At 61.1% G+C, this 21,645-nt stretch carries 21 protein-coding genes; all 21 read left to right on the top strand.

Translation table 11 applies throughout. From position 1 onward, the window contains the following. Window positions 1-362 precede the first annotated feature (362 nt). The 21 genes from ASC86_RS00210 (at window position 363) to proS (ending at window position 21,644) form a co-directional block, all read left to right on the top strand. Window positions 363-728: an NADH-quinone oxidoreductase subunit A gene (locus ASC86_RS00210; protein WP_056314712.1), complete on the top strand. Its 366-nt coding sequence runs from the start codon at window positions 363-365 to the stop codon at window positions 726-728. Then, window positions 719-1,294 carry an NADH-quinone oxidoreductase subunit B gene (locus ASC86_RS00205; protein ID WP_056314710.1) on the top strand — a complete coding sequence of 192 codons (576 nt, stop codon included), beginning with the start codon at window positions 719-721 and terminating at the stop codon, window positions 1,292-1,294. Before ASC86_RS00210 ends, ASC86_RS00205 begins: the two co-directional genes overlap by 10 nt. Before the next feature lie 18 nt (window positions 1,295-1,312). Further along, the gene (locus tag ASC86_RS00200; RefSeq protein WP_056314708.1) at window positions 1,313-1,918 is read left to right on the top strand and encodes an NADH-quinone oxidoreductase subunit C; all 606 of its coding nucleotides are present in this window, start codon (window positions 1,313-1,315) and stop codon (window positions 1,916-1,918) included. 57 nt (window positions 1,919-1,975) lie between these two features. Beyond that, window positions 1,976-3,166: an NADH-quinone oxidoreductase subunit D gene (locus tag ASC86_RS00195; RefSeq protein ID WP_056318018.1), complete on the top strand. Its 1,191-nt coding sequence runs from the start codon at window positions 1,976-1,978 to the stop codon at window positions 3,164-3,166. Continuing rightward, window positions 3,166-3,420, top strand: a complete 255-nt coding sequence (locus ASC86_RS00190; RefSeq protein WP_056314706.1) for a hypothetical protein — start codon at window positions 3,166-3,168, stop codon at window positions 3,418-3,420. Before ASC86_RS00195 ends, ASC86_RS00190 begins: the two co-directional genes overlap by 1 nt. A gap of 14 nt (window positions 3,421-3,434) precedes the next feature. Next, complete coding sequence (locus ASC86_RS00185) at window positions 3,435-4,571, top strand: NADH-quinone oxidoreductase subunit E (protein ID WP_056314704.1); 1,137 nt, start codon at window positions 3,435-3,437, stop codon at window positions 4,569-4,571. A 12-nt stretch (window positions 4,572-4,583) separates the two neighbouring features. Continuing rightward, entirely contained in the window at window positions 4,584-5,888 is a 1,305-nt protein-coding gene (nuoF, locus tag ASC86_RS00180) for an NADH-quinone oxidoreductase subunit NuoF (protein ID WP_056314702.1), read from the top strand. 5 nt (window positions 5,889-5,893) lie between these two features. After that, complete coding sequence (locus tag ASC86_RS00175; protein WP_056314700.1) at window positions 5,894-6,508, top strand: hypothetical protein; 615 nt, start codon at window positions 5,894-5,896, stop codon at window positions 6,506-6,508. A gap of 112 nt (window positions 6,509-6,620) precedes the next feature. After that, window positions 6,621-8,702, top strand: a complete 2,082-nt coding sequence (gene nuoG / locus ASC86_RS00170) for an NADH-quinone oxidoreductase subunit NuoG (RefSeq protein WP_056314698.1) — start codon at window positions 6,621-6,623, stop codon at window positions 8,700-8,702. A 20-nt stretch (window positions 8,703-8,722) separates the two neighbouring features. Continuing rightward, complete coding sequence (gene nuoH / locus ASC86_RS00165; protein WP_056314696.1) at window positions 8,723-9,766, top strand: NADH-quinone oxidoreductase subunit NuoH; 1,044 nt, start codon at window positions 8,723-8,725, stop codon at window positions 9,764-9,766. Between the two features lie 64 nt (window positions 9,767-9,830). Then, window positions 9,831-10,322, top strand: coding sequence for an NADH-quinone oxidoreductase subunit NuoI (gene nuoI, locus ASC86_RS00160; RefSeq protein WP_056314694.1), 492 nt, complete (start codon window positions 9,831-9,833; stop codon window positions 10,320-10,322). Window positions 10,323-10,446: 124 nt separating this feature from the next. Further along, window positions 10,447-11,061 carry an NADH-quinone oxidoreductase subunit J gene (locus ASC86_RS00155; protein ID WP_056314692.1) on the top strand — a complete coding sequence of 205 codons (615 nt, stop codon included), beginning with the start codon at window positions 10,447-10,449 and terminating at the stop codon, window positions 11,059-11,061. A 27-nt stretch (window positions 11,062-11,088) separates the two neighbouring features. After that, the gene (nuoK, locus tag ASC86_RS00150) at window positions 11,089-11,397 is read left to right on the top strand and encodes an NADH-quinone oxidoreductase subunit NuoK (protein WP_056314690.1); all 309 of its coding nucleotides are present in this window, start codon (window positions 11,089-11,091) and stop codon (window positions 11,395-11,397) included. Between the two features lie 7 nt (window positions 11,398-11,404). Beyond that, on the top strand, window positions 11,405-13,402 hold the full coding sequence (nuoL, locus tag ASC86_RS00145) for an NADH-quinone oxidoreductase subunit L (protein WP_056314689.1): 1,998 nt from the start codon (window positions 11,405-11,407) through the stop codon (window positions 13,400-13,402). Continuing rightward, a complete protein-coding gene (locus ASC86_RS00140; protein WP_056314687.1) occupies window positions 13,402-14,913 on the top strand; it encodes an NADH-quinone oxidoreductase subunit M in 1,512 nt (503 codons plus the stop codon). The genes nuoL and ASC86_RS00140 overlap by 1 nt, the downstream gene beginning before the upstream one ends. Window positions 14,914-14,932: 19 nt before the next feature. Continuing rightward, window positions 14,933-16,372 (top strand): NADH-quinone oxidoreductase subunit NuoN, encoded by a 1,440-nt coding sequence (gene nuoN, locus ASC86_RS00135; RefSeq protein WP_056314686.1) that lies wholly within the window; start codon window positions 14,933-14,935, stop codon window positions 16,370-16,372. Continuing rightward, entirely contained in the window at window positions 16,369-17,136 is a 768-nt protein-coding gene (locus ASC86_RS00130) for a biotin--[acetyl-CoA-carboxylase] ligase (RefSeq protein WP_056314683.1), read from the top strand. The genes nuoN and ASC86_RS00130 overlap by 4 nt, the downstream gene beginning before the upstream one ends. Window positions 17,137-17,155: 19 nt before the next feature. Further along, window positions 17,156-18,823, top strand: coding sequence for a ribonuclease J (locus ASC86_RS00125; protein ID WP_056314681.1), 1,668 nt, complete (start codon window positions 17,156-17,158; stop codon window positions 18,821-18,823). A gap of 3 nt (window positions 18,824-18,826) precedes the next feature. Then, window positions 18,827-19,231, top strand: a complete 405-nt coding sequence (gene mce / locus ASC86_RS00120; protein ID WP_056314679.1) for a methylmalonyl-CoA epimerase — start codon at window positions 18,827-18,829, stop codon at window positions 19,229-19,231. Between the two features lie 92 nt (window positions 19,232-19,323). Continuing rightward, window positions 19,324-19,593: a DUF1467 family protein gene (locus tag ASC86_RS00115; protein WP_056314677.1), complete on the top strand. Its 270-nt coding sequence runs from the start codon at window positions 19,324-19,326 to the stop codon at window positions 19,591-19,593. A 722-nt stretch (window positions 19,594-20,315) separates the two neighbouring features. Beyond that, entirely contained in the window at window positions 20,316-21,644 is a 1,329-nt protein-coding gene (gene proS / locus ASC86_RS00110) for a proline--tRNA ligase (RefSeq protein WP_056314675.1), read from the top strand. Window position 21,645 lies beyond the last annotated feature (1 nt).

Raw genomic sequence — 21,645 nt, 5'->3', positions numbered from 1 at the left:
TTTCGTGGGGCTTGAGGCCCGGCTTTTCCGCGAACCTGGATGCTCGGATCGCGGCCTAACGGCCGGGCCGAAACCATCGCGTGCCGGTAAAGTCTTCTTGAGTAGAAAACTCCGAATTTAAGATGCAAACATCGCGCAGATGCGGGCTTTCGCCGGTTTTTGGGGGTTTGCGCCGCCTCTGTGGGGATGCTAGGTTTCGCCTGGGTTTCATTCCCTCTGCTTGAGGGGGTGAAAACCGTTCTCAAGGCTTGCACCGCAGCCCCGGCTGCGCTAACCACACCTGCGTTGCAACATATTTTTCGGCTTGCGGCTTTATGGCTACCGCGCTTCTCCAGCGCCCGCCGCAAGCAGGGACGGATACAATGACAGACCTTCTCGGCTCTTATATTCCGATCGCGATCTTCATCGGCATATCGCTGGTTATCGGCCTTGCGCTGTTGATCGCGCCTTTCGCCGTCGCCTACAAGGCGCCCGACTCCGAGAAGCTCTCGGCTTATGAGTGCGGCTTCAACTCCTTCGACGATGCGCGCATGAAGTTCGACATCCGCTTCTATCTGGTGTCGATCCTGTTCATCATCTTCGACCTCGAAGTCGCCTTCCTTTTCCCCTGGGCGGTTTCCTTCAAGGAAATGGGCTGGTTCGGCTTCTGGTCGATGATGGTCTTCCTCGGTGTGCTGACCATCGGCTTTATCTATGAATGGAAGAAGGGAGCGCTCGAATGGGAGTAGCAACCACGCCTCTCGTTGCCCAGGCGCCGAAGGGGATCATCGATCCCTCGACCGGCAAGCCGATCGGCAGCAACGACAAGTTCTACGGCGAGATCAACAACGAGCTCGCCGATAAGGGTTTTCTGGTCACCTCGACGGACGAGCTGATCAACTGGGCCCGTACCGGCTCGCTGATGTGGATGACCTTCGGTCTCGCCTGCTGCGCCGTCGAGATGATGCAGCTTTCGATGCCGCGTTATGACGTCGAACGCTTCGGCTTTGCGCCGCGCGCCAGCCCACGCCAGTCCGACGTGATGATCGTCGCCGGCACGCTGACCAACAAGATGGCGCCGGCCCTGCGCAAGGTCTATGACCAGATGCCCGAGCCGCGTTACGTCATCTCGATGGGCTCCTGCGCCAATGGCGGCGGCTACTATCATTATTCCTATTCGGTGGTGCGCGGCTGCGACCGCGTCGTGCCGGTCGATATCTATGTGCCGGGCTGTCCTCCCACGGCAGAGGCTCTCCTTTACGGGGTGCTGCTGCTGCAGAAGAAGATTCGCCGTACCGGCACGATCGAACGCTAAGGGCAGGGGATCAGAACGATGAGCGAAGCCCTGAACGAGCTTTCCGGCTACATCCGCGAGATGCGCGGCGCTTTGGTGAGTGAAGCTGCCGTCGCCTTCGGCGAGTTGACGCTGACCACGACCGCCGAAAGCGTGATCGAGCTTTTGACCTTCCTGCGTGACGATGCCCGCTGCGGTTTCGTCAGCTTCATCGATATTTGCGGCGTCGACTGGCCGCAGCGTGTCGATCGTTTCGACGTGGTCTATCACCTGCTGTCGCCGAAGCAGAACCTGCGCATCCGCGTCAAGCTGTCGACCAACGAGGACAAGGCGGTTCCGTCCGCGTGCCCGGTCTATCCGGGCGCCGACTGGTTCGAGCGCGAAGCCTATGACATGTACGGCATCCTGTTTACCGGCCACCCGGACCTGCGCCGCATTCTGACCGACTACGGTTTCGAGGGCTATCCGCTGCGCAAGGACTTCCCGACGACCGGTTTCGTCGAGGTGCGCTACGACGATGAAGCCAAGCGCGTCATCTATGAGCCTGTCGAACTGAAGCAGGAATTCCGCAAATTCGATTTCATGTCGCCCTGGGAAGGTACGGACTACGTGCTGCCGGGCGATGAGAAGGCAAACGCGAAGTGACGATAAAGGTTGGGGGCTCGCATGGATGCGAGCCTGTCCGGCTTGGAGCAAGCGGCAATGAACGAACATAACGTCCGTAATTTCAACATCAATTTCGGACCTCAGCATCCGGCCGCACACGGCGTTCTGCGTCTCGTGCTCGAACTGGATGGCGAGCTTGTCGAGCGTGTCGATCCGCATATCGGCCTGCTGCATCGCGGCACCGAGAAGCTGATCGAGACCAAGACCTATCTGCAGGCCGTGCCCTATTTCGACCGCCTCGACTACGTGGCGCCGATGAACCAGGAGCATGCCTTTGCGCTGGCCGTCGAACGGCTGACCGGCACCGAGGTTCCGATCCGCGGGCAGCTAATCCGCGTGCTCTATTCGGAAATCGGCCGTATTCTTTCGCACCTGCTCAACGTCACCACGCAGGCCATGGACGTCGGCGCGCTGACGCCGCCGCTTTGGGGCTTCGAAGAGCGCGAAAAGCTGATGGTGTTTTATGAGCGCGCCTGCGGTGCGCGCATGCACGCCGCCTATTTCCGTCCGGGTGGCGTTCACCAGGACCTGCCGCATCAGCTCGTCGAGGATATCGGCAAGTGGATCGACCCGTTCCTGAAGACCGTCGACGATATCGACGCGCTTTTGACCGGCAACCGCATCTTCAAGCAGCGCAACGTCGATATCGGCGTCGTCAGCCTTGACGATGCCTGGGCCTGGGGCTTCTCCGGCGTCATGGTGCGTGGTTCGGGTGCTGCCTGGGACCTGCGCAAGTCGCAGCCCTACGAATGCTATTCCGAGATGGATTTCGACATTCCGATCGGCAAGAACGGCGACTGCTATGATCGTTACCTGATCCGCATGATCGAGATGCGCGAATCCGCCAAGATCATGCGCCAGTGCGTCGATCGGCTGCTTGGCAATGCCAAGGTCGGTCCGGTCTCGTCGCTCGACGGCAAGGTGGTTCCGCCCAAGCGCGGCGAGATGAAGCGCTCGATGGAAGCGCTCATCCACCACTTCAAGCTCTACACCGAAGGCTACCACGTGCCGGCCGGCGAAGCTTACGCTGCGGTCGAAGCACCGAAGGGCGAGTTCGGCGTCTATCTCGTCTCGGATGGCACCAACAAGCCGTACCGCTGCAAGATCCGTGCTCCGGGCTATGCGCATCTTCAGGCGATGGATTACATCTGTCGGGGTCACCAGCTGGCCGACGTTTCGGCGATCCTCGGGTCGCTCGATATCGTGTTCGGCGAGGTGGATCGCTGATGCGTTTCGCCGCCCTTTCGCTGCTCGGATTGCTGATGGCAGGTGCCGCTTTCGCCCAGGATACGGGCGAGGCGACTGAAACCATGAGCACGACATCCGGCAGCGGCATGGGCGGCCTGCTTGCCAAGGGTTACGAGATCAAGGCGGCCGTGCAGAACGGCCAGCGTTACATCGTATTTTTGCAGAAAGAAAAATCGGCCTTTGCCTGCGAGTTCGTCTCCCTGACGAAGTCGCGGTGTGGCTCGATTAACTGATAGGGTTCGGGAATATGTCCGTTCGTCGACTAGCCGAGGATAGCGTCCAGCCGCAGAGCTTTGCCTTCACGGGTGAAAACGTGGCGTGGGCTCAAGCCACGATCAAGAAATATCCGGAAGGCCGTCAGCAGTCCGCCGTGATCCCGCTGCTCATGCGGGCGCAGGAACAGGACGGCTGGGTAACCAAGGCCGCGATCGAGGCGATCGCCGATATGCTCGATATGGCCTATATCCGCGTCCTCGAAGTCGCGACCTTCTACACCCAGTTCCAGCTGAAGCCGATCGGAACGCGCGCCCACATCCAGGTGTGCGGCACGACGCCCTGCATGCTGCGCGGCTCCGAAGACCTGATCAAGCTCTGCAAGAAGCGCATTCATCCCGAGCCGCTGACCCCGAACGAGAGCGGCACGCTTTCCTGGGAAGAGGTCGAGTGTCAGGGCGCCTGCGTCAATGCGCCGATGGTTATGATCTTCAAGGATGCCTATGAGGACCTGACGGTTCCGCAGCTCGAATACATCATCGACCGCTTCGATGCAGGCAAGGGTTCGGACGTGAAGCCCGGTCCGCAGATCGATCGCGTGTTCTCCGCGCCGGTCGGTGCGGCCGTGACGCTGACCGAGACACCGCTGCCGCAGCGCAACCAGGTGACGGAACCGGCACCTGCCGAGGCTCCGGCGGACGCTGCCCCGGTTCCGCCGTCTAATGCCGGGCGCGCGAAGACGGCTGCCGAAGAAACCAATCCCGCCGTCAAGACGCCGGCAACTGCCAAGGCCGCCTCGGCAGCCAACGCCAAGGTGGAAGGTGACAACAAGGATACCGGCATTGTCGCCGCGACGCCCGCCGAGAAGGCGGTCACGAAGCCTTCGCTGGACGACAAGAATCGTCCGGCCGGCATCGAGCGCCCGGCCACTGTCGATGACCTGAAGCTGATCTCAGGTGTCGGTCCGAAGATCGAAGGCACGCTGCACGACCTCGGCATCTTCACCTTCGCGCAGGTCGCGGGCTGGCAGAAGGCTGAGCGCGAATGGGTCGATGGCTACCTGAATTTCAAGGGGCGCATCGAACGTGATGACTGGGTCAAACAGGCCGAGGCTCTGGCCAAGGGCGGCGAAGCCGAATACATCAGAGTTTTCGGCAAGAAGCCGCGGTAAAGAGGTTTAGACATGCTCGCCGATAAAGATCGCATTTTTACCAACCTCTACGGCCTTCACGACCAGTCGCTGAAGGGCGCCATGAGCCGTGGCCATTGGGACGGCACCAAGCAGATCCTCGAAAAGGGTCGTGACTGGATCGTCAACGAGATGAAGGCTTCCGGCCTTCGCGGCCGTGGCGGCGCAGGCTTCCCGACCGGCTTGAAGTGGTCCTTCATGCCGAAGGAAAGCGACGGACGTCCGCATTACCTCGTCGTCAATGCCGACGAATCGGAGCCGGGCACCTGCAAGGACCGCGAAATCATGCGCCACGATCCGCATACGCTGATCGAAGGCTGCCTGATCGCCAGCTTCGCCATGGGCGCGCACACCGCCTACATCTATCTGCGCGGCGAATATATGCGCGAGCGCGAAGCACTTCAGGCCGCGATCGACGAATGCTATGACGCCGGCCTGCTCGGCAAGAACAACAAGCACGGCTGGGACATGGACGTGTTCCTGCATCACGGCGCTGGCGCCTACATCTGCGGCGAGGAAACCGCGCTGCTCGAAAGCCTGGAAGGCAAGAAGGGCCAGCCGCGCCTGAAGCCGCCGTTCCCGGCCAATATGGGTCTCTATGGCTGCCCGACGACCGTCAACAACGTCGAGTCGATCGCCGTTGCCCCGACGATCCTGCGCCGTGGCGCTTCCTGGTTCTCGTCCATCGGCCGTCCGAACAATGTCGGCACGAAGCTGTTCATGGTCTCCGGCCATGTCAACAAGCCCTGCACCTTCGAAGACCAGCTGGGCCTGACCTTCCGCGAACTCATCGAGCATCATTGCGGCGGTATCCGCGGCGGCTGGGACAATTTGCTCGCCGTCATTCCGGGTGGCGCGTCCTGTCCGGTGGTTCGCGGCGAGGACATGATGGATGCCATCATGGATTTCGACGGCATGCGCGAAGTCAAATCTTCGTTCGGCACCGGCGGCATGATCGTCATGGACAAGTCCACCGACATCATCAAGGCGATCTGGCGTATCGCAGCCTTCTTCAAGCATGAGAGCTGCGGTCAGTGCACGCCCTGCCGCGAAGGCACGGGCTGGATGATGCGCGTTCTGGAACGCATGGTTCAGGGCCGCGCCCAGAAGCGCGAGATCGACATGCTGTTCGACGTTTCCAAGCAGGTGGAAGGCCACACGATCTGCGCCCTCGGCGACGCGGCCGCATGGCCGGTGCAGGGCCTAATCCGCAACTTCCGCCCGGAAATGGAAAAGCGCATCGACGACTATACGCGCAATGCGACCTCGCATGGTGCGGTTCTGGAGGCGGCGGAGTAAGCAACATGGCGGGGCCGAAGCGGGAAAGCGGGCAGGGAACGGGACCGGTGGAGACCGGTGCAGGCCCTTTGTCCGCCTCCGGTTCGGCGAGCGATCCGTTCGGCTTCAGCGACTGGATGAAGGACGCGCAGAAAGTGGCTCCGCTTCATCCGCTGATGCAGCACCCGGTCGCGGCGATTGCTGCGGCAACCGCGATCGGTTTCGGGGTTACCAGCCATTTTGCCGGCGTGATGTTCGGCGCGATGCAGGGCATGGCGGATGCGGCGCAGAAGGCTGAGGCCGCTGGGCCGGTTGCCGAAGCTGCGCCTGCGAACGCTGCGGAAAAAGCTTCGGAAGCGCCGGTTTCGGTCGCGCCGGCAAGCGTTGAAAAGGTCGCAAAGCCCAAAAGGGCAAAACCGGCCGCAAGGATTGTAGAGGCTGCTGCCGATGATCTGAAGAAGATCGCCGGCATCGGGCCGAAGCTGGAGCAGGTGCTGAACGGCATGGGCATCCGGCGATACCAGGACATCGCGCGCTGGTCCGACAAGGACATCGAGCGGGTGGACCGGGAACTCGGTTTTAGCGGGCGCATTGCCCGCGACGGTTGGGTTGAAAGTGCAAAGGCCCTGATGAAGGGCTGAGACGAATTTTCGGGTGAGGCTACATTGGCTCTCGCCCATAAGGTTTTGACGACCTTGGATTATCTGTACGTGGCCCAAAGGCGGCGGACGAAGGACAGGATTGAGTGCTAAGATGGCAAAACTGAAAGTCGACGGAAAAGAGATCGAGGTTCCGGATCATTTCACGCTGCTTCAGGCGTGCGAAGAAGCCGGCGCCGAGGTTCCGCGCTTCTGTTTTCACGAGCGGCTTTCGGTTGCCGGTAACTGCCGCATGTGTCTGATCGAGGTGAAGGGCGGGCCGCCGAAACCGGCGGCATCGTGCGCCATGGGTGTGCGCGACCTGCGTCCCGGCCCGAACGGCGAAACGCCGGAAGTCTTCACGACCACCCCGATGGTCAAGAAGGCCCGCGAAGGCGTCATGGAATTCCTGCTGATCAACCACCCGCTGGATTGCCCGATCTGCGACCAGGGCGGCGAATGCGATCTGCAGGACCAGGCCATGGCCTTCGGTGTCGACTCGACCCGCTACAGCGAAAACAAGCGCGCCGTCGAAGACAAGTATATCGGCCCGCTGGTCATGACCGTGATGAACCGCTGCATTCACTGCACGCGCTGCGTCCGCTTCACCACGGAAGTTGCTGGGATCACCGAACTCGGCCTGATCGGTCGTGGTGAAGACGCCGAGATCACCACCTATCTCGAGCAAGCGATGACCTCGGAGCTTCAGGGCAACGTCGTCGATCTCTGCCCGGTCGGCGCGCTGACCTCCAAGCCCTACGCCTTCAACGCCCGTCCGTGGGAACTCGGCAAGACCGAATCCATCGACGTGATGGATGCCGTCGGCTCGGCGATCCGCGTCGATACCCGCGGCCGCGAAGTGATGCGCGTCATGCCGCGCGTCAATGAAGAGATCAACGAAGAGTGGATCTCCGACAAGACCCGCTTCATCTGGGATGGCCTGAAGACCCAGCGTCTCGACCGCCCCTACGTGAAGAAGGACGGCCGCCTGAAGCCGGCAAGCTGGAACGAAGCCTTCACCGCCATCAAGGATGCGGTTTCGAAGACCACCGCCGACCGCATCGGCGCCATTGCCGGCGATCTGGCCTCCGTCGAGGAAATGTTCGCGCTGAAGGCGCTGATCTCCTCGCTCGGCTCGGCGAACATCGACTGCCGCCAGGATGGCGCAGCGCTCGATCCGTCGCTCGGCCGCGCCAGCTATATCTTCAACACGACGATCCAGGGCATTGAACGTGCGGATGCGATCCTCATCGTCGGCGCCAACCCGCGCTATGAGGCATCGGTGCTCAACGCCCGTCTCCGCAAGCGCTACCGCATGGGCGGTCTGCCGATCGCTGTGATCGGCGAACAGGCCGACCTGCGTTATCCTTACGAATATCTTGGCGCCGGCAGCGACACGGTCGGCGAATTGCTGGCCGGCAAGGTCGCGTTCCTCGACGCATTGAAGAAGGCCGAGCGTCCGCTGATCATCGTCGGCCAGGGCGCGATCTCCGGCGCAAACGGCACTGCCGTTCTGGCGTCCGTTGCCAAGCTCGCTTCGGCAGTCGGCGCGGTTTCCGAAGACTGGAACGGCTTTGCGGTCCTGCACACCGCAGCTTCACGCGTCGGTGGCCTCGATCTCGGCTTCGTGCCGGGCGAGGGGGGCAAGACGGCTTCCGAAATGCTGACCGGCACCGATGTCCTCTTCCTGCTCGGTGCTGATGAACTCGATTTTTCGACCAAGACCGCGGGCTTCACCGTTTACATCGGCTCGCATGGCGACAACGGTGCGCATGGCGCCGACGTCATCCTGCCGGGTGCGACCTATACCGAAAAGTCGGGTATCTGGGTCAACACCGAAGGCCGCGTCCAGATGGGCAACCGTGCCGGCTTCGCGCCGGGCGACGCCCGCGAAGACTGGGCGATCCTGCGTGCGCTCTCGGACGTGCTTGGCAAGCGCCTGCCGTTTGATTCGCTTGGACAATTGCGCGCCAGGCTCTACGCAGAGCACCCGCATTTCGCCGATGTCGACGCGATTTTCGCGGGCACGGCCGGCGAAATCGAGGCTCTCGGAGAAAAAGCAGGTGGGATGGCGAAATCGGTGTTTGCGTCTCCGGTCAAAGACTTCTATTTGACGAACCCGATAGCACGCGCCTCCGCTGTCATGGCCGAATGTTCGGCCCTGGCACGCAACAACTTCAAAGCTGCGGCGGAATGAGCGCGGGGGAATAAGAGATCATGGACGCTTTCATTTCGACCTACGTATGGCCAGGCATCATCATGGTCGCCCAGTCGCTTCTGCTTCTGGTCGCGCTCCTGCTGTTCATCGCCTACATCCTGCTTGCCGACCGTAAGATCTGGGCCGCCGTACAGATGCGTCGCGGACCTAACGTGGTAGGCCCGTTCGGACTTTTCCAGTCCTTCGCCGATCTTTTGAAGTTCGTTTTCAAGGAGCCGGTCATTCCGGCAAGCTCCAACAAGACGCTCTTCCTGCTGGCGCCGCTGGTTTCCGTGACTTTGGCTCTGGCGGCCTGGGCGGTGATCCCGCTCAACGAAAACTGGGTGATGGCCAATATCAATGTCGGCATCCTCTATGTTCTCGCTATTTCTTCGCTCGAAGTTTACGGCGTCATCATCGGCGGCTGGGCTTCGAACTCGAAATATCCGTTCCTTTCGGCGCTGCGCTCGGCGGCGCAGATGGTGTCCTACGAAGTCTCGATCGGCTTCGTCATCGTCACCGTTCTGCTCTGCGTCGGCTCGCTGAACCTGACGGACATCGTCAATTCGCAGCGTGACGGCCTCGGCACGATGATGGGCCTTCCGGGCTCGTTCCTCGACTGGTACTGGCTGCCGCTGTTCCCGATGTTCATCATCTTCTTCATCTCGGCGCTGGCTGAAACCAACCGTCCGCCCTTCGACCTCGTGGAAGCGGAATCGGAACTGGTTGCCGGCTTCATGGTCGAATACGGCTCCACCCCTTACATGATGTTCATGCTCGGCGAATATGCGGCCATCTGCCTGATGTGCTCGCTGACGACGATCCTGTTCCTCGGCGGCTGGCTGCCTCCGGTCGACGTCTGGTTCCTCAATTGGGTGCCGGGTATCGTCTGGTTCATCATCAAGGCGTCGCTGGTGTTCTTCATGTTCGCGATGGTGAAGGCCTTCGTGCCGCGCTACCGCTACGACCAGCTGATGCGTCTGGGTTGGAAGGTCTTCCTGCCGATCTCGATCGCCATGGTCTTTATTGTTGCAGTCACGCTGAAGCTGGTGGTGTGGGCCTGATGTCCGCGCTCGGTTTCTCGTCAATCGCCGGTTTCTCCCAGACCGGCTCGTTTGGAGGTTGATGATGGCAAGTCTTACGCAAGCCGTCAGTTCGCTGTTCCTCAAGGAATTCGTGGGCGCTTTCTTTCTGTCGATGCGCTATTTCTTCGCGCCGAAGGCAACGGTGAACTATCCCTTCGAAAAGGGACCGGTCAGCCCGCGTTTCCGTGGCGAGCATGCGCTGCGCCGCTATCCCAACGGTGAAGAGCGCTGCATCGCCTGCAAGCTCTGCGAAGCGATCTGTCCTGCCCAGGCGATCACCATCGAAGCCGGCCCGCGCCGCAACGATGGCACCCGCCGCACGGTCCGTTACGATATCGACATGGTGAAGTGCATCTATTGCGGCTTCTGCCAGGAGGCATGCCCGGTCGATGCGATCGTCGAAGGCCCGAACTTCGAGTTCTCGACCGAGACGCGCGAAGAGCTGTACTACGACAAGGAACGGCTGCTCGCGAACGGCGACCGCTGGGAGCGCGAAATCGCTCGCAACATCGCGATGGACTCGCCTTACCGCTGAGCCCTTCTGACATGAGCCCGCCGGAGACGGCGGGTTTCAAACAGGTTTTGGGGCGTACCTCCGGTGCGCCCGTGGCTGGAGCGGCAGATGCCGCCTCCGGCCAAAGACGAAAAAGGCACCGATCATGGGTCTGCAGGCTCTGTTTTTCTATCTCTTCGCCTTCGTCGCAGTGGCGTCGGCTTTCATGGTGATCTCGGCCAGGAACCCGGTTTACTCCGTGTTGTTCCTGATTTTGACGTTCTTTAACGCCGCGGGGCTGTTCCTGCTGACCGGCGCCGAGTTCCTCGCCATGATCCTGCTGGTCGTCTATATCGGCGCCGTTGCGGTTCTCTTCCTCTTCGTGGTGATGATGCTTGACATCGACTTCACGCAGCTGAGGGCAGGGGTGCTCGAATACGCACCGGTTGGCGCGCTGATCGGCCTGATCCTCGCAGCCGAGTTGATCATCGTCATCGGCGGCAGCACGTTTTCGCCGGAAATCGCCAAGTCGATCTCGATGCCGATCCCGGCGATTACCGAGCGCACGAACACGGCAGCCCTCGGCGACGTGCTCTATACCCACTACGTCTACTTCTTCCAGATCGCCGGTCTGGTGCTTCTGGTCGCCATGATCGGCGCGATCGTGCTGACGCTGCGTCACCGCGAAAACATCAAGCGCCAGAATATCCCCACACAGGTTGCCCGCTCGCCGAAGACCGCTGTCGAAGTGGTCAAGGTGAAGTCGGGGCAGGGCCTTTAATACGGACGCGAGGTCAAGGAACCCATCATGGAAATCGGTATTTCCCATTATCTGACCGTCAGCGCCATTCTGTTCATGCTCGGCGTCTTCGGCATCTTCCTCAACCGGAAGAACGTCATCATCATCCTGATGTCGGTCGAACTCATCCTGCTTGCGGTCAACATCAACATGGTCGCCTTCTCGTCGTTCCTCAACGACATCACCGGCCAGGTGTTCGCCCTGTTCATTCTGACCGTCGCGGCCGCGGAAGCCGCGATCGGCCTTGCAATTCTCGTCGTCTTCTACCGCAACCGCGGCTCCATCGCGGTTGAAGACGTCAACATGATGAAGGGCTGACCGGGCCATGGATACGCTTATCAAAGCCATCGTCTTTCTGCCGCTGATCGGCTTCCTGATCGCCGGCCTGTTCGGCACCGCGATCGGCGCCAAGGCCTCCGAATACGTCACCACCGGCTTCATGATGGTCGTGGCGGTCCTGTCCTGGATCGTCTTCTTCCACGTCGCGCTCGGCGAAACCGAGATGATCCGCGTCAGCGTCCTGCGCTGGGTGCAGTCGGGTGGGTTCGACAGCGAATGGGCGTTCCGCGTCGATACGCTGACGGCCGTCATGTTCGTCGTCGTCAACACGGTCTCGAGCCTGGTTCACCTCTATTCGATCGGCTACATGCACCACGATCCGCATCGGCCGCGCTTCTTTGCCTATCTGTCGCTCTTCACCTTCGCCATGCTGATGCTGGTGACCTCCGACAACCTGCTGCAGATGTTCTTCGGCTGGGAAGGCGTGGGTCTGGCGTCCTACCTGCTGATCGGTTTCTGGTACAAGAAGCCGTCCGCTTCGGCCGCCGCCATGAAGGCCTTCATCGTCAACCGCGTCGGCGACTTCGGCTTCGTGCTCGGCATCTTCGGCGTGTTCGTGCTGTTCGGCTCGGTGAGCTTCGAAACGATCTTTGCCGCGACCGCCACCTACCTGCCGCACGAAGGCGCTGCCGAAGGCGGCGAGGCTGTGCTGACCTTCCTCGGCATGCACCTCGACAAGGGCCACGCGGTCACCGCCGTCTGCCTGCTCTTGTTCATGGGCGCGATGGGTAAGTCGGCGCAGTTCCTGCTGCACACCTGGCTTCCGGACGCCATGGAAGGCCCGACCCCGGTTTCGGCGCTCATTCATGCCGCAACCATGGTCACCGCCGGCGTCTTCCTCGTCGCCCGCATGTCGCCGCTGTTCGAACTCTCGCACACCGCCCTGACCGTCGTGACCGTGGTTGGCGCGATCACCGCCTTCTTCGCGGCGACCGTCGGTCTCGTGCAGAACGACATCAAGCGCGTCATCGCCTATTCGACCTGTTCGCAGCTCGGCTATATGTTCGTGGCCCTCGGCTGCGGCGCCTATGGCGCGGCGATCTTCCACCTGTTCACGCACGCGTTCTTCAAGGCACTCTTGTTCTTGTGCGCCGGCTCGGTCATCCACGCCGTCGATGGCGAGCAGGACATGCGCTACATGGGCGGCCTGCGCCCGCACATCAAATGGACCTACTGGATGATGATGATCGGCACGTTCGCCATCACCGGCGTCGGCATTCCGTTCACTTCGTTCGGCCTTGCCGGCTTCTTCTCCAAGGACGTGATCATCGAGTCGGCCTATGCCGCGCACTCCTCGGTCAGCGGCTTCGCTTTCGCGCTTCTGGTGATCGCAGCCATGTTCACGAGCTTCTACTCGTGGCGCCTGATCTTCATGACCTTCTTCGGCAAGCCGCGCGCTTCCCACGAAGTCATGCACCACGTGCATGAATCGCCGATGGTCATGCTCGTGCCGCTGTTCATCCTGGCAATCGGCGCCGTCTTTGCCGGCTTCCTCGGCGAAGGTTATTTCTTCGGCGAAGAATATGGCGAGTTCTGGCAAGGCGCGCTGTTCACCGGCCCGGAAAACGAAATCCTCGAGCACTTCCATCACGTGCCGGCTTTGGTGAAGCTCAGCCCGTTCATCGCGATGGTCCTCGGCTTCGTCACCGCCTGGTATATGTACATCCGTTCGCCGCAGACGCCGAAGTATCTGGCCGAGCAGCATCGCGTGCTCTACCAGTTCCTGCTCAACAAGTGGTACTTCGACGAACTCTATGACCTCCTGTTCGTCCGCAGCGCCAAGTGGCTCGGCACCTTCCTGTGGAAGGAAGGCGATGGCCGCGTCATCGACGGCTACGGCCCGAACGGCATTGCCGCCCGCGTCGTCGACGTGACCGACCGCGTCGTTCGCCTGCAGAGCGGCTACCTCTATCACTATGCGTTCGTGATGCTGATCGGCATCGCCGCGCTCATTACCTGGATGATGCTCGGGAGTTCCTTCTGATGACCGATTGGCCCATTCTTTCAGCGGTCACCTTTCTCCCGCTGGTTGGCGTGGCTTTGCTCCTGCTTACGCGCGAGGACAGCCCGGCCGGCCGCCGCAATATCCTGAATATCTCGCTTCTCACCACGATCGTCGTCTTCCTCGTGTCGGCGGTGATCTGGTGGAACTTCGATAACGCCAATCCTGGCTTCCAGATGGTGGAAAAGCATGCCTGGCTCGGCACCGGCATTTCCTATCATCTCGGCGTCGACGGCATCTCCGTGCTGTTCGTCGTGCTTTCCGCCTTCCTGATGCCGTTCTGCGTGCTCGCAAGCTGGCATTCGGTCGAGAAGCGCCTCAAGGAATACATGATCGCCTTCCTTTTGCTGGAAGTGTTCATGGTCGGCGTGTTCGTGTCGCTCGATATCGTGCTGTTCTACGTGTTCTTCGAAGCCGGCCTCATTCCGATGTTCATCATCATCGGCGTCTGGGGCGGCAAGGACCGCGTTTACGCCAGCTACAAGTTCTTCCTCTATACGCTGCTCGGCTCGGTGCTGATGCTGCTCGCCATCATGGCCATGTACTGGCAGGCCGGCACGACGGATATTCCGGAACTGCTCGCCTATCAGTTCCCGCGCCAGATGCAGATCTGGCTGTGGCTTGCCTTCTTCGCCTCGTTTGCGGTGAAGATGCCGATGTGGCCGGTCCACACCTGGCTTCCCGACGCGCACGTTCAGGCGCCGACGGCAGGCTCGGTCATCCTGGCCGGCGTTCTGCTGAAGCTCGGCGGCTACGGCTTCATCCGTTTCTCGCTGCCGATGTTCCCGCTGGCGTCGGAATATTTCGCCCCGTTCGTCTTCACGCTGTCGGTTGTCGCCATCATCTACACCTCGCTGGTCGCGATGATGCAGCAGGACATCAAGAAGCTGATCGCCTATTCGTCGGTCGCGCACATGGGCTATGTCACCATGGGCATCTTCGCGGCCAATGTTCAGGGCGTACAGGGCGCGGTGTTCCAGATGCTGTCGCACGGTATCGTCTCGGGCGCGCTCTTCCTCTGCGTCGGCGTCGTTTATGACCGCATGCACACCCGCGAGATCGCGGCCTATGGCGGCCTCGTCAACAACATGCCGAAATATGCCGTCGCCTTCATGGTCTTCACCATGGCGAACGTCGGTCTGCCCGGCACCTCCGGCTTCGTCGGCGAACTCCTGACCCTGCTCGGCGCCTTCCGCGCCAACACCTGGGTCGCGTTCTTTGCCGCGAGCGGCGTCATCCTGTCGGCTGCCTATGCGCTCTGGCTGTATCGCCGGGTGATTTTCGGCCCGCTCGACAAGGAAAGCCTGAAGGCTCTGCTCGATCTTTCCGGCCGCGAGAAGCTCATTCTCTATCCGCTGATCGTGCTGACCATCTTCTTCGGCATCTATCCGGCTCCGGTCTTCGATGCGATGGCCGCTTCGATCGACCTTCTGGTCAACAACTATTCCGCTGCAGTGCAGGCGGCGCACGATGTTGCGCTGTCCGTGAAATGACGACAGGACGTGATTGAACATGACCGCTGAAACAATCCTTGCAAGTTTGCACCTGTCGCTGCCGGAAGTCATTCTTGCGGTGGGCGCGCTGTTCCTGCTGATGGTCGGCGTCTTCACCGGCGAAAAGCCGGGTGTCGCGACCTGGCTCGCGATTATCATCCTCGCCATTTCCGGCGCGGTGCTGATCTGGGGCACCGGCGACGGCACTGCCTATAACGGCGTTTTCGTCTCCGATGCCTTCGGCCGCTTCATGAAAGTGCTGACGCTCGGCGGCTCGATCGTCGCGATCTTCATGTCTGCAGGGCAGGCGCGTCTGACGGGTGTCGACAAGTTCGAATATCCGGTGCTTCTGACGCTTGCCACGCTCGGCATGCTTCTGATGATCTCGGCCAACGACCTGATCGCCGTCTATCTCGGCCTCGAATTGCAGTCTCTTGCGCTTTACGTCGTTGCTGCGATCAACCGCGACAACGTGCGCTCCACCGAAGCGGGCCTGAAGTATTTCGTGCTCGGCGCGCTCTCCTCGGGCATGCTGCTCTACGGTATGTCGCTGGTCTATGGCTTCACCGGCCATACCGGCTTTGCCGAAATCGCCGGCGCCCTTTCGGCGGAAACCCGTTCGCTCGGTCTCGTCTTCGGCCTGGTCTTCATTCTGGCCGGCGTTGCCTTCAAGATTTCGGCCGTGCCCTTCCATATGTGGACGCCGGACGTTTACGAAGGCGCGCCGACCCCGGTCACCGCCTTCTTCGCGGCTGCCCCGAAGGTTGCTGCGATGGCCATGCTGATCCGCATCGTCATCACCCCGTTCGAGCCCGTTCACGCCGACTGGCAGCAGATCGTCGTCTTCATCTCGATCGCCTCGATGCTGCTCGGCTCTTTTGCCGCGATCGGCCAGCGCAACATCAAGCGACTGATGGCGTATTCGTCCATCGGTCACATGGGTTACGCCCTGGTCGGCATCGCCAGCGGCTCGATGGCCGGGATTCGTGGCGTGCTGATCTACATGCTGGTTTATGTCGTCATGACGCTCGGCTCCTTCGCCATCATCATGGCGATGCGCCGCAAGGACGGCGAAGCCCGCGAGAACGTCGATGATCTCGCCGGCCTCTCGCAGACCAACCCCTTCATGGCAACTGTCCTGACCATCATGATGTTCTCGCTGGCCGGCATTCCGCCGCTGGCAGGCTTCTTCGCCAAGTACTTCGTGTTCATGGCGGCGATCGAGGCGCATCTCTATGCGCTCGCCATCATCGGCGTGCTCGCGTCGGTGGTCGGCGCCTACTACTACCTGCGCGTCGTCAAGGTCATGTGGTTCGATGAGCCGAAGGGCGAGTTTGCCCGTCCGTCCGGCTCGCTGAAGCTGGTTTATGGCCTGAGCGGCCTGTTCGTTCTTGCCTATGTGCTGATCGGTGGCCCGATCGGTACTGCCGCCGAAGTCGCGGCGCGGACGTTCTTTTGAGCATTGAAGCCGGGTCGGGCAGGTCATCGCTGCCCGACTTCAGGCACACGGCGCTCGGTGAAGTCGGCTCCACCAACACGGAAGCCCTGGCTCTTGCGCGGGCGGGTGATGCCGGCCATCACTGGATCACCGCAGTTCGACAGACGGCCGGCCGCGGCCGCCGGGGCCGTAGCTGGATGTCCGAGCCCGGCAATCTCTATTCTTCCTTGCTTCTCATCGATCCCGCACCTGTCGAAAAGCTCGGCTCGCTGCCTCTGGCGGTGGCCGTCGCGGTCTATGACGCCATTCGTGCGGTCATGCCGCCGGGCGGCAATCCGGTGACGATCAAGTGGCCGAACGACGTGATGATCGGCGGCAAAAAAGCCTGCGGCATCCTGCTGGAGAGCGAGCGGCTTGCAGATGGCCGGCAGGCGCTGGTCATCGGCTGCGGCATCAATATCGCCGTCTTGCCGGATCATGGTCTCTACCCTGTCACCAGCCTTCGCGCGGAAGGATCGAGCGTTTCGCCGGATGAGCTTTTCGCCCATTACTATCAGGCGATGGCCGAAATCCTGGCGCTCTGGAACCGCGGTGAGGGCATCGCTGATGTCATCGAGCGCTGGCGCTCGGCGGCGGCCGGCATCGGCCAGAAAATCACAGTCAATCTTCCCGACCGTTCGATCGTCGGGATTTTCACAGGCATCGACGAAGATGGCCGCTTGGTTCTTGACCTCGGGTCGGGGATGATCGAGCGTATCGCCGCCGGCGATGTATTTTTCGGATAGAACAAGGCACAATCATTTCATGAGCAAACCAGAAGAACTTGTCTTCCTTCCGCTCGGCGGCGTCGGCGAAATCGGCATGAACCTTGGCCTCTATGGCTACGGCTCGCCCGCCAACCGCCAGTGGATCATGGTCGATTGCGGCGTGACCTTTCCGGGGCTCGACCTTCCGGGCGTCGATCTCGTCCTGCCCGACATCCGCTTTCTTGCCGAGCAGCGCAAGAACCTGAAGGGCATCATCATCACCCATGCCCACGAGGACCATTACGGCGCGCTGTCCGATCTCTGGCCGGGCCTGAACGTGCCCGTCTATGCCTCGCCGTTCACGGCCGGCATGCTGGAAGCCAAGCGCAATTACGAGCGCAGCCGTTCGGATATTCCGATCACCATCTTCAAGCAGGGCGACCGCATCAATGTCGGCCCCTTCGAAATCGAGGCCGTCGGCGTCAATCACTCGATCCCGGAACCGATGGCGCTGATCATCCGCACGCCGCTCGGCAATGTCGTCCACACCGGCGACTGGAAGATCGACCACGCACCATCGCTCGGCCCGCTGACCGATGAAGCCCGGTTCCGCGAGATCGGCGACGAGGGCGTGCTCGCCCTGATGTGCGACAGCACCAACGCCATGCGCGACGGCGTTTCCCCCTCGGAAGACGAGGTTTCGGAAAGCCTGACCAAGATCATCGAAAACGCCGAGGGACGTGTGGCGATCACCACCTTCTCCTCGAATGTCGGGCGTATCCGCTCGATTGCCAAGGCGTCTGCCGCCGCCGGCCGCGAAGTGCTGCTGCTCGGCAGCTCCATGAAGCGCGTCGTTGCCGTGGCGCGTGATGTCGGGCTGATGGAAGGGGTCGCCCCCTTCATCGCCGAAGACGAGTTCGGCTTCATTCCCCGCGACAAGGTCGTGGTGATCCTGACCGGCAGCCAGGGCGAGCCGCGCGCCGCCCTTGCCAAGATTGCCCGCGACGAGATGCGCAACGTTGCCTTCAGCGCCGGCGATACCGTGGTCTTCTCCTCCCGCGCCATTCCCGGCAACGAGAAGGCGATCAACGATATCAAGAACGGACTGGTGGAGCAGGGCATCCACATCGTCACCGATAACGAGGCGCTGGTGCATGTTTCCGGCCATCCGCGCCGCAACGAGTTGCAGCAGATGTATGCCTGGACCCGGCCGCAGATGGTCGTGCCGGTGCATGGCGAAGCCGCGCATCTGGTGGCGCAGGGCGAGCTTGCACTGCAATCCGGCATCAAGACCGTGCCGCGGCTGCGCAACGGCGATATCCTGCGGCTCGCGCCGGGTGCTCCCGAAGTCATCGGCGAAGCGCCGCACGGCCGCATCTACAAGGATGGCGACCTGATCGGCGATTTCGACGAGATGGGTATCGGCGAGCGCCGCAAGCTGTCCTTCGCCGGCCACGTCACCGTCAGCGTGCTGCTCGACGAACGCTACGATTTCACCGACGACCCGGAGGTTGTGACCATCGGCCTGCCGGAATTCGACGACGAGGGCGAGAGCATGGAAGATACGCTCTATGACGCCGTGCTTGGCGCCGTGGAAAGCATTCCGCGCGGCAAGCGCAAGGATCTCGGCATGGTCAAGGAAGCCGTCCGTCGCGCCGTGCGCGGCACCGCCAACGATGTCTGGGGCAAGAAGCCGCTCGTCACCGTCTTCCTCAACAAGGTCTGATCCATGCTCGGCCGCGTCAACCACATCGCCCTTGCCGTGCCGGATCTCGAAATCGCGGCTGCGCGGTATCGCGATACGCTCGGCGCGCGGGTGACGGCGCCGGACAGCCTGCCGGAGCATGGCGTGCGGGTGGTGTTCGTCGAGCTGGAAAACACCAAGGTCGAGCTGCTGGAACCCCTGGGCGAGGGCTCGCCGATCGCGGTCTTCCTTGAGAAGAACCCATCCGGCGGCATGCACCACATCTGTTATGAGGTCGCCGATATCATCGCCGCCCGCGACGGGCTGGTGGCCGGTGGTGCGCGGGTGCTGGGCGACGGCACTCCGAAGATCGGGGCGCACGGCAAGCCGGTGTTGTTCCTGCATCCGAAGGATTTCTTCGGCACACTGATCGAACTCGAACAGGTGTGACAGAAAGGCGCTGTCCGCCAATTTGCGCCACTGGCCCTGAAGGTCTATAAGCGCCGCTGTTCGCCCTTCGGCCTTTTCAGGAATGGTATCGAATGCCGCTCTTTTCCGCCTTTGCCATCTATTTCATCATCTGGTGGCTGACCTTGTTCATCGTCCTGCCGTTGGGTTTGCGCACCCAGGCGGAAGAGAACGAGGTCGTGCCCGGTTCGGTCGAAAGCGCCCCGGCCCGGTTTCGCGCCTTGCGCGTCTTCCTGATGACGACGGTGCTGGCCGCGGTCATTCAACTAGCCTGGTATATCCTGTCGGTGAAGCTCGGTTACGGGCTGGATGCCATCCCGCAATTCGCCCCCAAATTCTACTGAGGGATATGGCTCGGAAGGGTCGAAAAACGACCCGACCGGCCGCCGTTTCGGGCGGGCTGTTCTTTGACGTTACTTGACGCGGCGTGAGCTTGCCAACCACGGTTATGGCAGCCTTACTTTCGGCACATTTTCTTTCAAAAGGGAAAGCTGTCCCGTGGCATCAGGCGTAGAAGCCAAAAAAAAACAAGGCTGAAAGCCTTGTTTTTAAAGTATCGCGTGATCCTTATCCGTTACCGGTGGCTGCGGGTAATCGCGCCTAAGATCTTATCCTCCCAAGACTTGACCGCGAAATCGACAAGAATTTAATCTCCCTGCCTCTTTTGTGAGCCGAAACTAGCTCATAGCTTAGGCGTTGTCATCCGATTTTTTTGCATTTTTGCGACACTCGGGTAAAATTTTTCAATTGACAACCCATCTCACATATTTGTTACTGCGTCTCTTTTCGGGATTGGTCTTACCCGTCCGCAGTTTTCCCCTACGGTATGCACCACAGGTCTTGCCTCGCAGAAATGACGGGTTTTCTTCCCGCCGCGAAGCGTCTATGAACGGCTTTGGCGGAATCTGCCGAATTGGTGAACGATTCCTGATTTCCCCGCTTCTTGAAATTCCAACGGCGTGGTCCGTTCGGCGCTCCAAAGTGCCGGTGCGAGGCCTGCAGGCTCAACCTTATTTCGCCCGATTCAACCGATAGGGCGGGATGCTCCAAGTACCGGAACCTCTTCATGCGTCTTTCCCGCTTTTTCATGCCGATCCTCAAGGAAAATCCGAAGGAAGCGGAAATCGTCTCCCACCGGCTGATGCTGCGCACCGGCATGATCAAGCAGAACTCGTCGGGCATCTATACCTGGCTGCCGCTGGGCAAGCGCGTGCTCGACAAGGTTAATGCCATCATACGCGAAGAGCAGAACCGCTCCGGCGCCGTCGAGCTTTCGATGCCGACGTTGCAGTCGGCCGAGCTCTGGCAGGAAAGCGGCCGTTACGACGCCTATGGCAAGGAGATGCTGCGCATCAGGGATCGGCAGGACCGGCCGATGCTCTACGGCCCGACCAATGAAGAGATGATCACCGACGTCTTCCGGTCCTATGTGAAGTCCTACAAGGACCTGCCGCTCAATCTCTATCACATCCAGCTGAAGTTCCGCGACGAGATCCGTCCGCGTTTCGGCACCATGCGCTCGCGCGAATTCATGATGAAGGATGCCTATTCCTTCGACCTGAACCGCGAAGGGGCGGAGCACGCCTACAACCGCATGTTCGCCGCTTACCTGCGCACCTTCTCGCGCATGGGTCTGCGCGCCATTCCGATGCGCGCCGATACCGGCCCGATCGGCGGCAATCTCAGCCACGAATTCATCATCCTCGCCGAGACCGGTGAATCGGAAGTCTTCTGCCATAAGGATTTCCTTGGCTTCGACATTCCGACCGAAGACACCAACTTCGACGATGTCGCCGGCCTGAAGGCGATCTTCGACAAGTGGACCTCGCGCTATGCCGCGACCTCGGAAATGCATGACGAGGCCGCTTTCGCAGCGGTTGCCGAGGGCGACAAACTTTCCGCCCGTGGCATCGAAGTCGGCCATATCTTCTATTTCGGTACCAAGTATTCGGAAGCCATGGGCGCCAAGGTTCAGGGACCGGACGGCAAGGAACATACCGTCCACATGGGTTCCTACGGCATCGGCCCGACCCGCCTCGTGCCGGCGATCATCGAAGCCTCCCATGACGAGAACGGCATCATCTGGCCGGATTCGGTCGCGCCGTTCAACGCCTCTGTCATCAACATGAAGGCCGGCGACGCCGCCTGCGATGCGGCCTGCGAAACGATCTACGCCGCGCTCACCAAGGCCGGCATCGACACGCTCTACGACGATACCGACGACCGCGCCGGCACCAAGTTTGCGACCGCCGACCTGATCGGCGTTCCGGTTCAGGTCATTGCCGGCCCGCGCTCGATCGCTGCCGGCGAAGTCGAGATCAAGGATCGCAAGACCGGCGCCCGCGAAACCATGTCGATCGAAGCGGCGATCAACAAGCTGACCGCTTCGAAATAAG

The organism is Rhizobium sp. Root1212, assembly GCF_001424985.1.
Classification (GTDB): domain Bacteria; phylum Pseudomonadota; class Alphaproteobacteria; order Rhizobiales; family Rhizobiaceae; genus Pararhizobium.
Note: the sequence above shows the minus strand (reverse complement) of the source record. Positions and strands in the feature narration are given on the sequence as shown.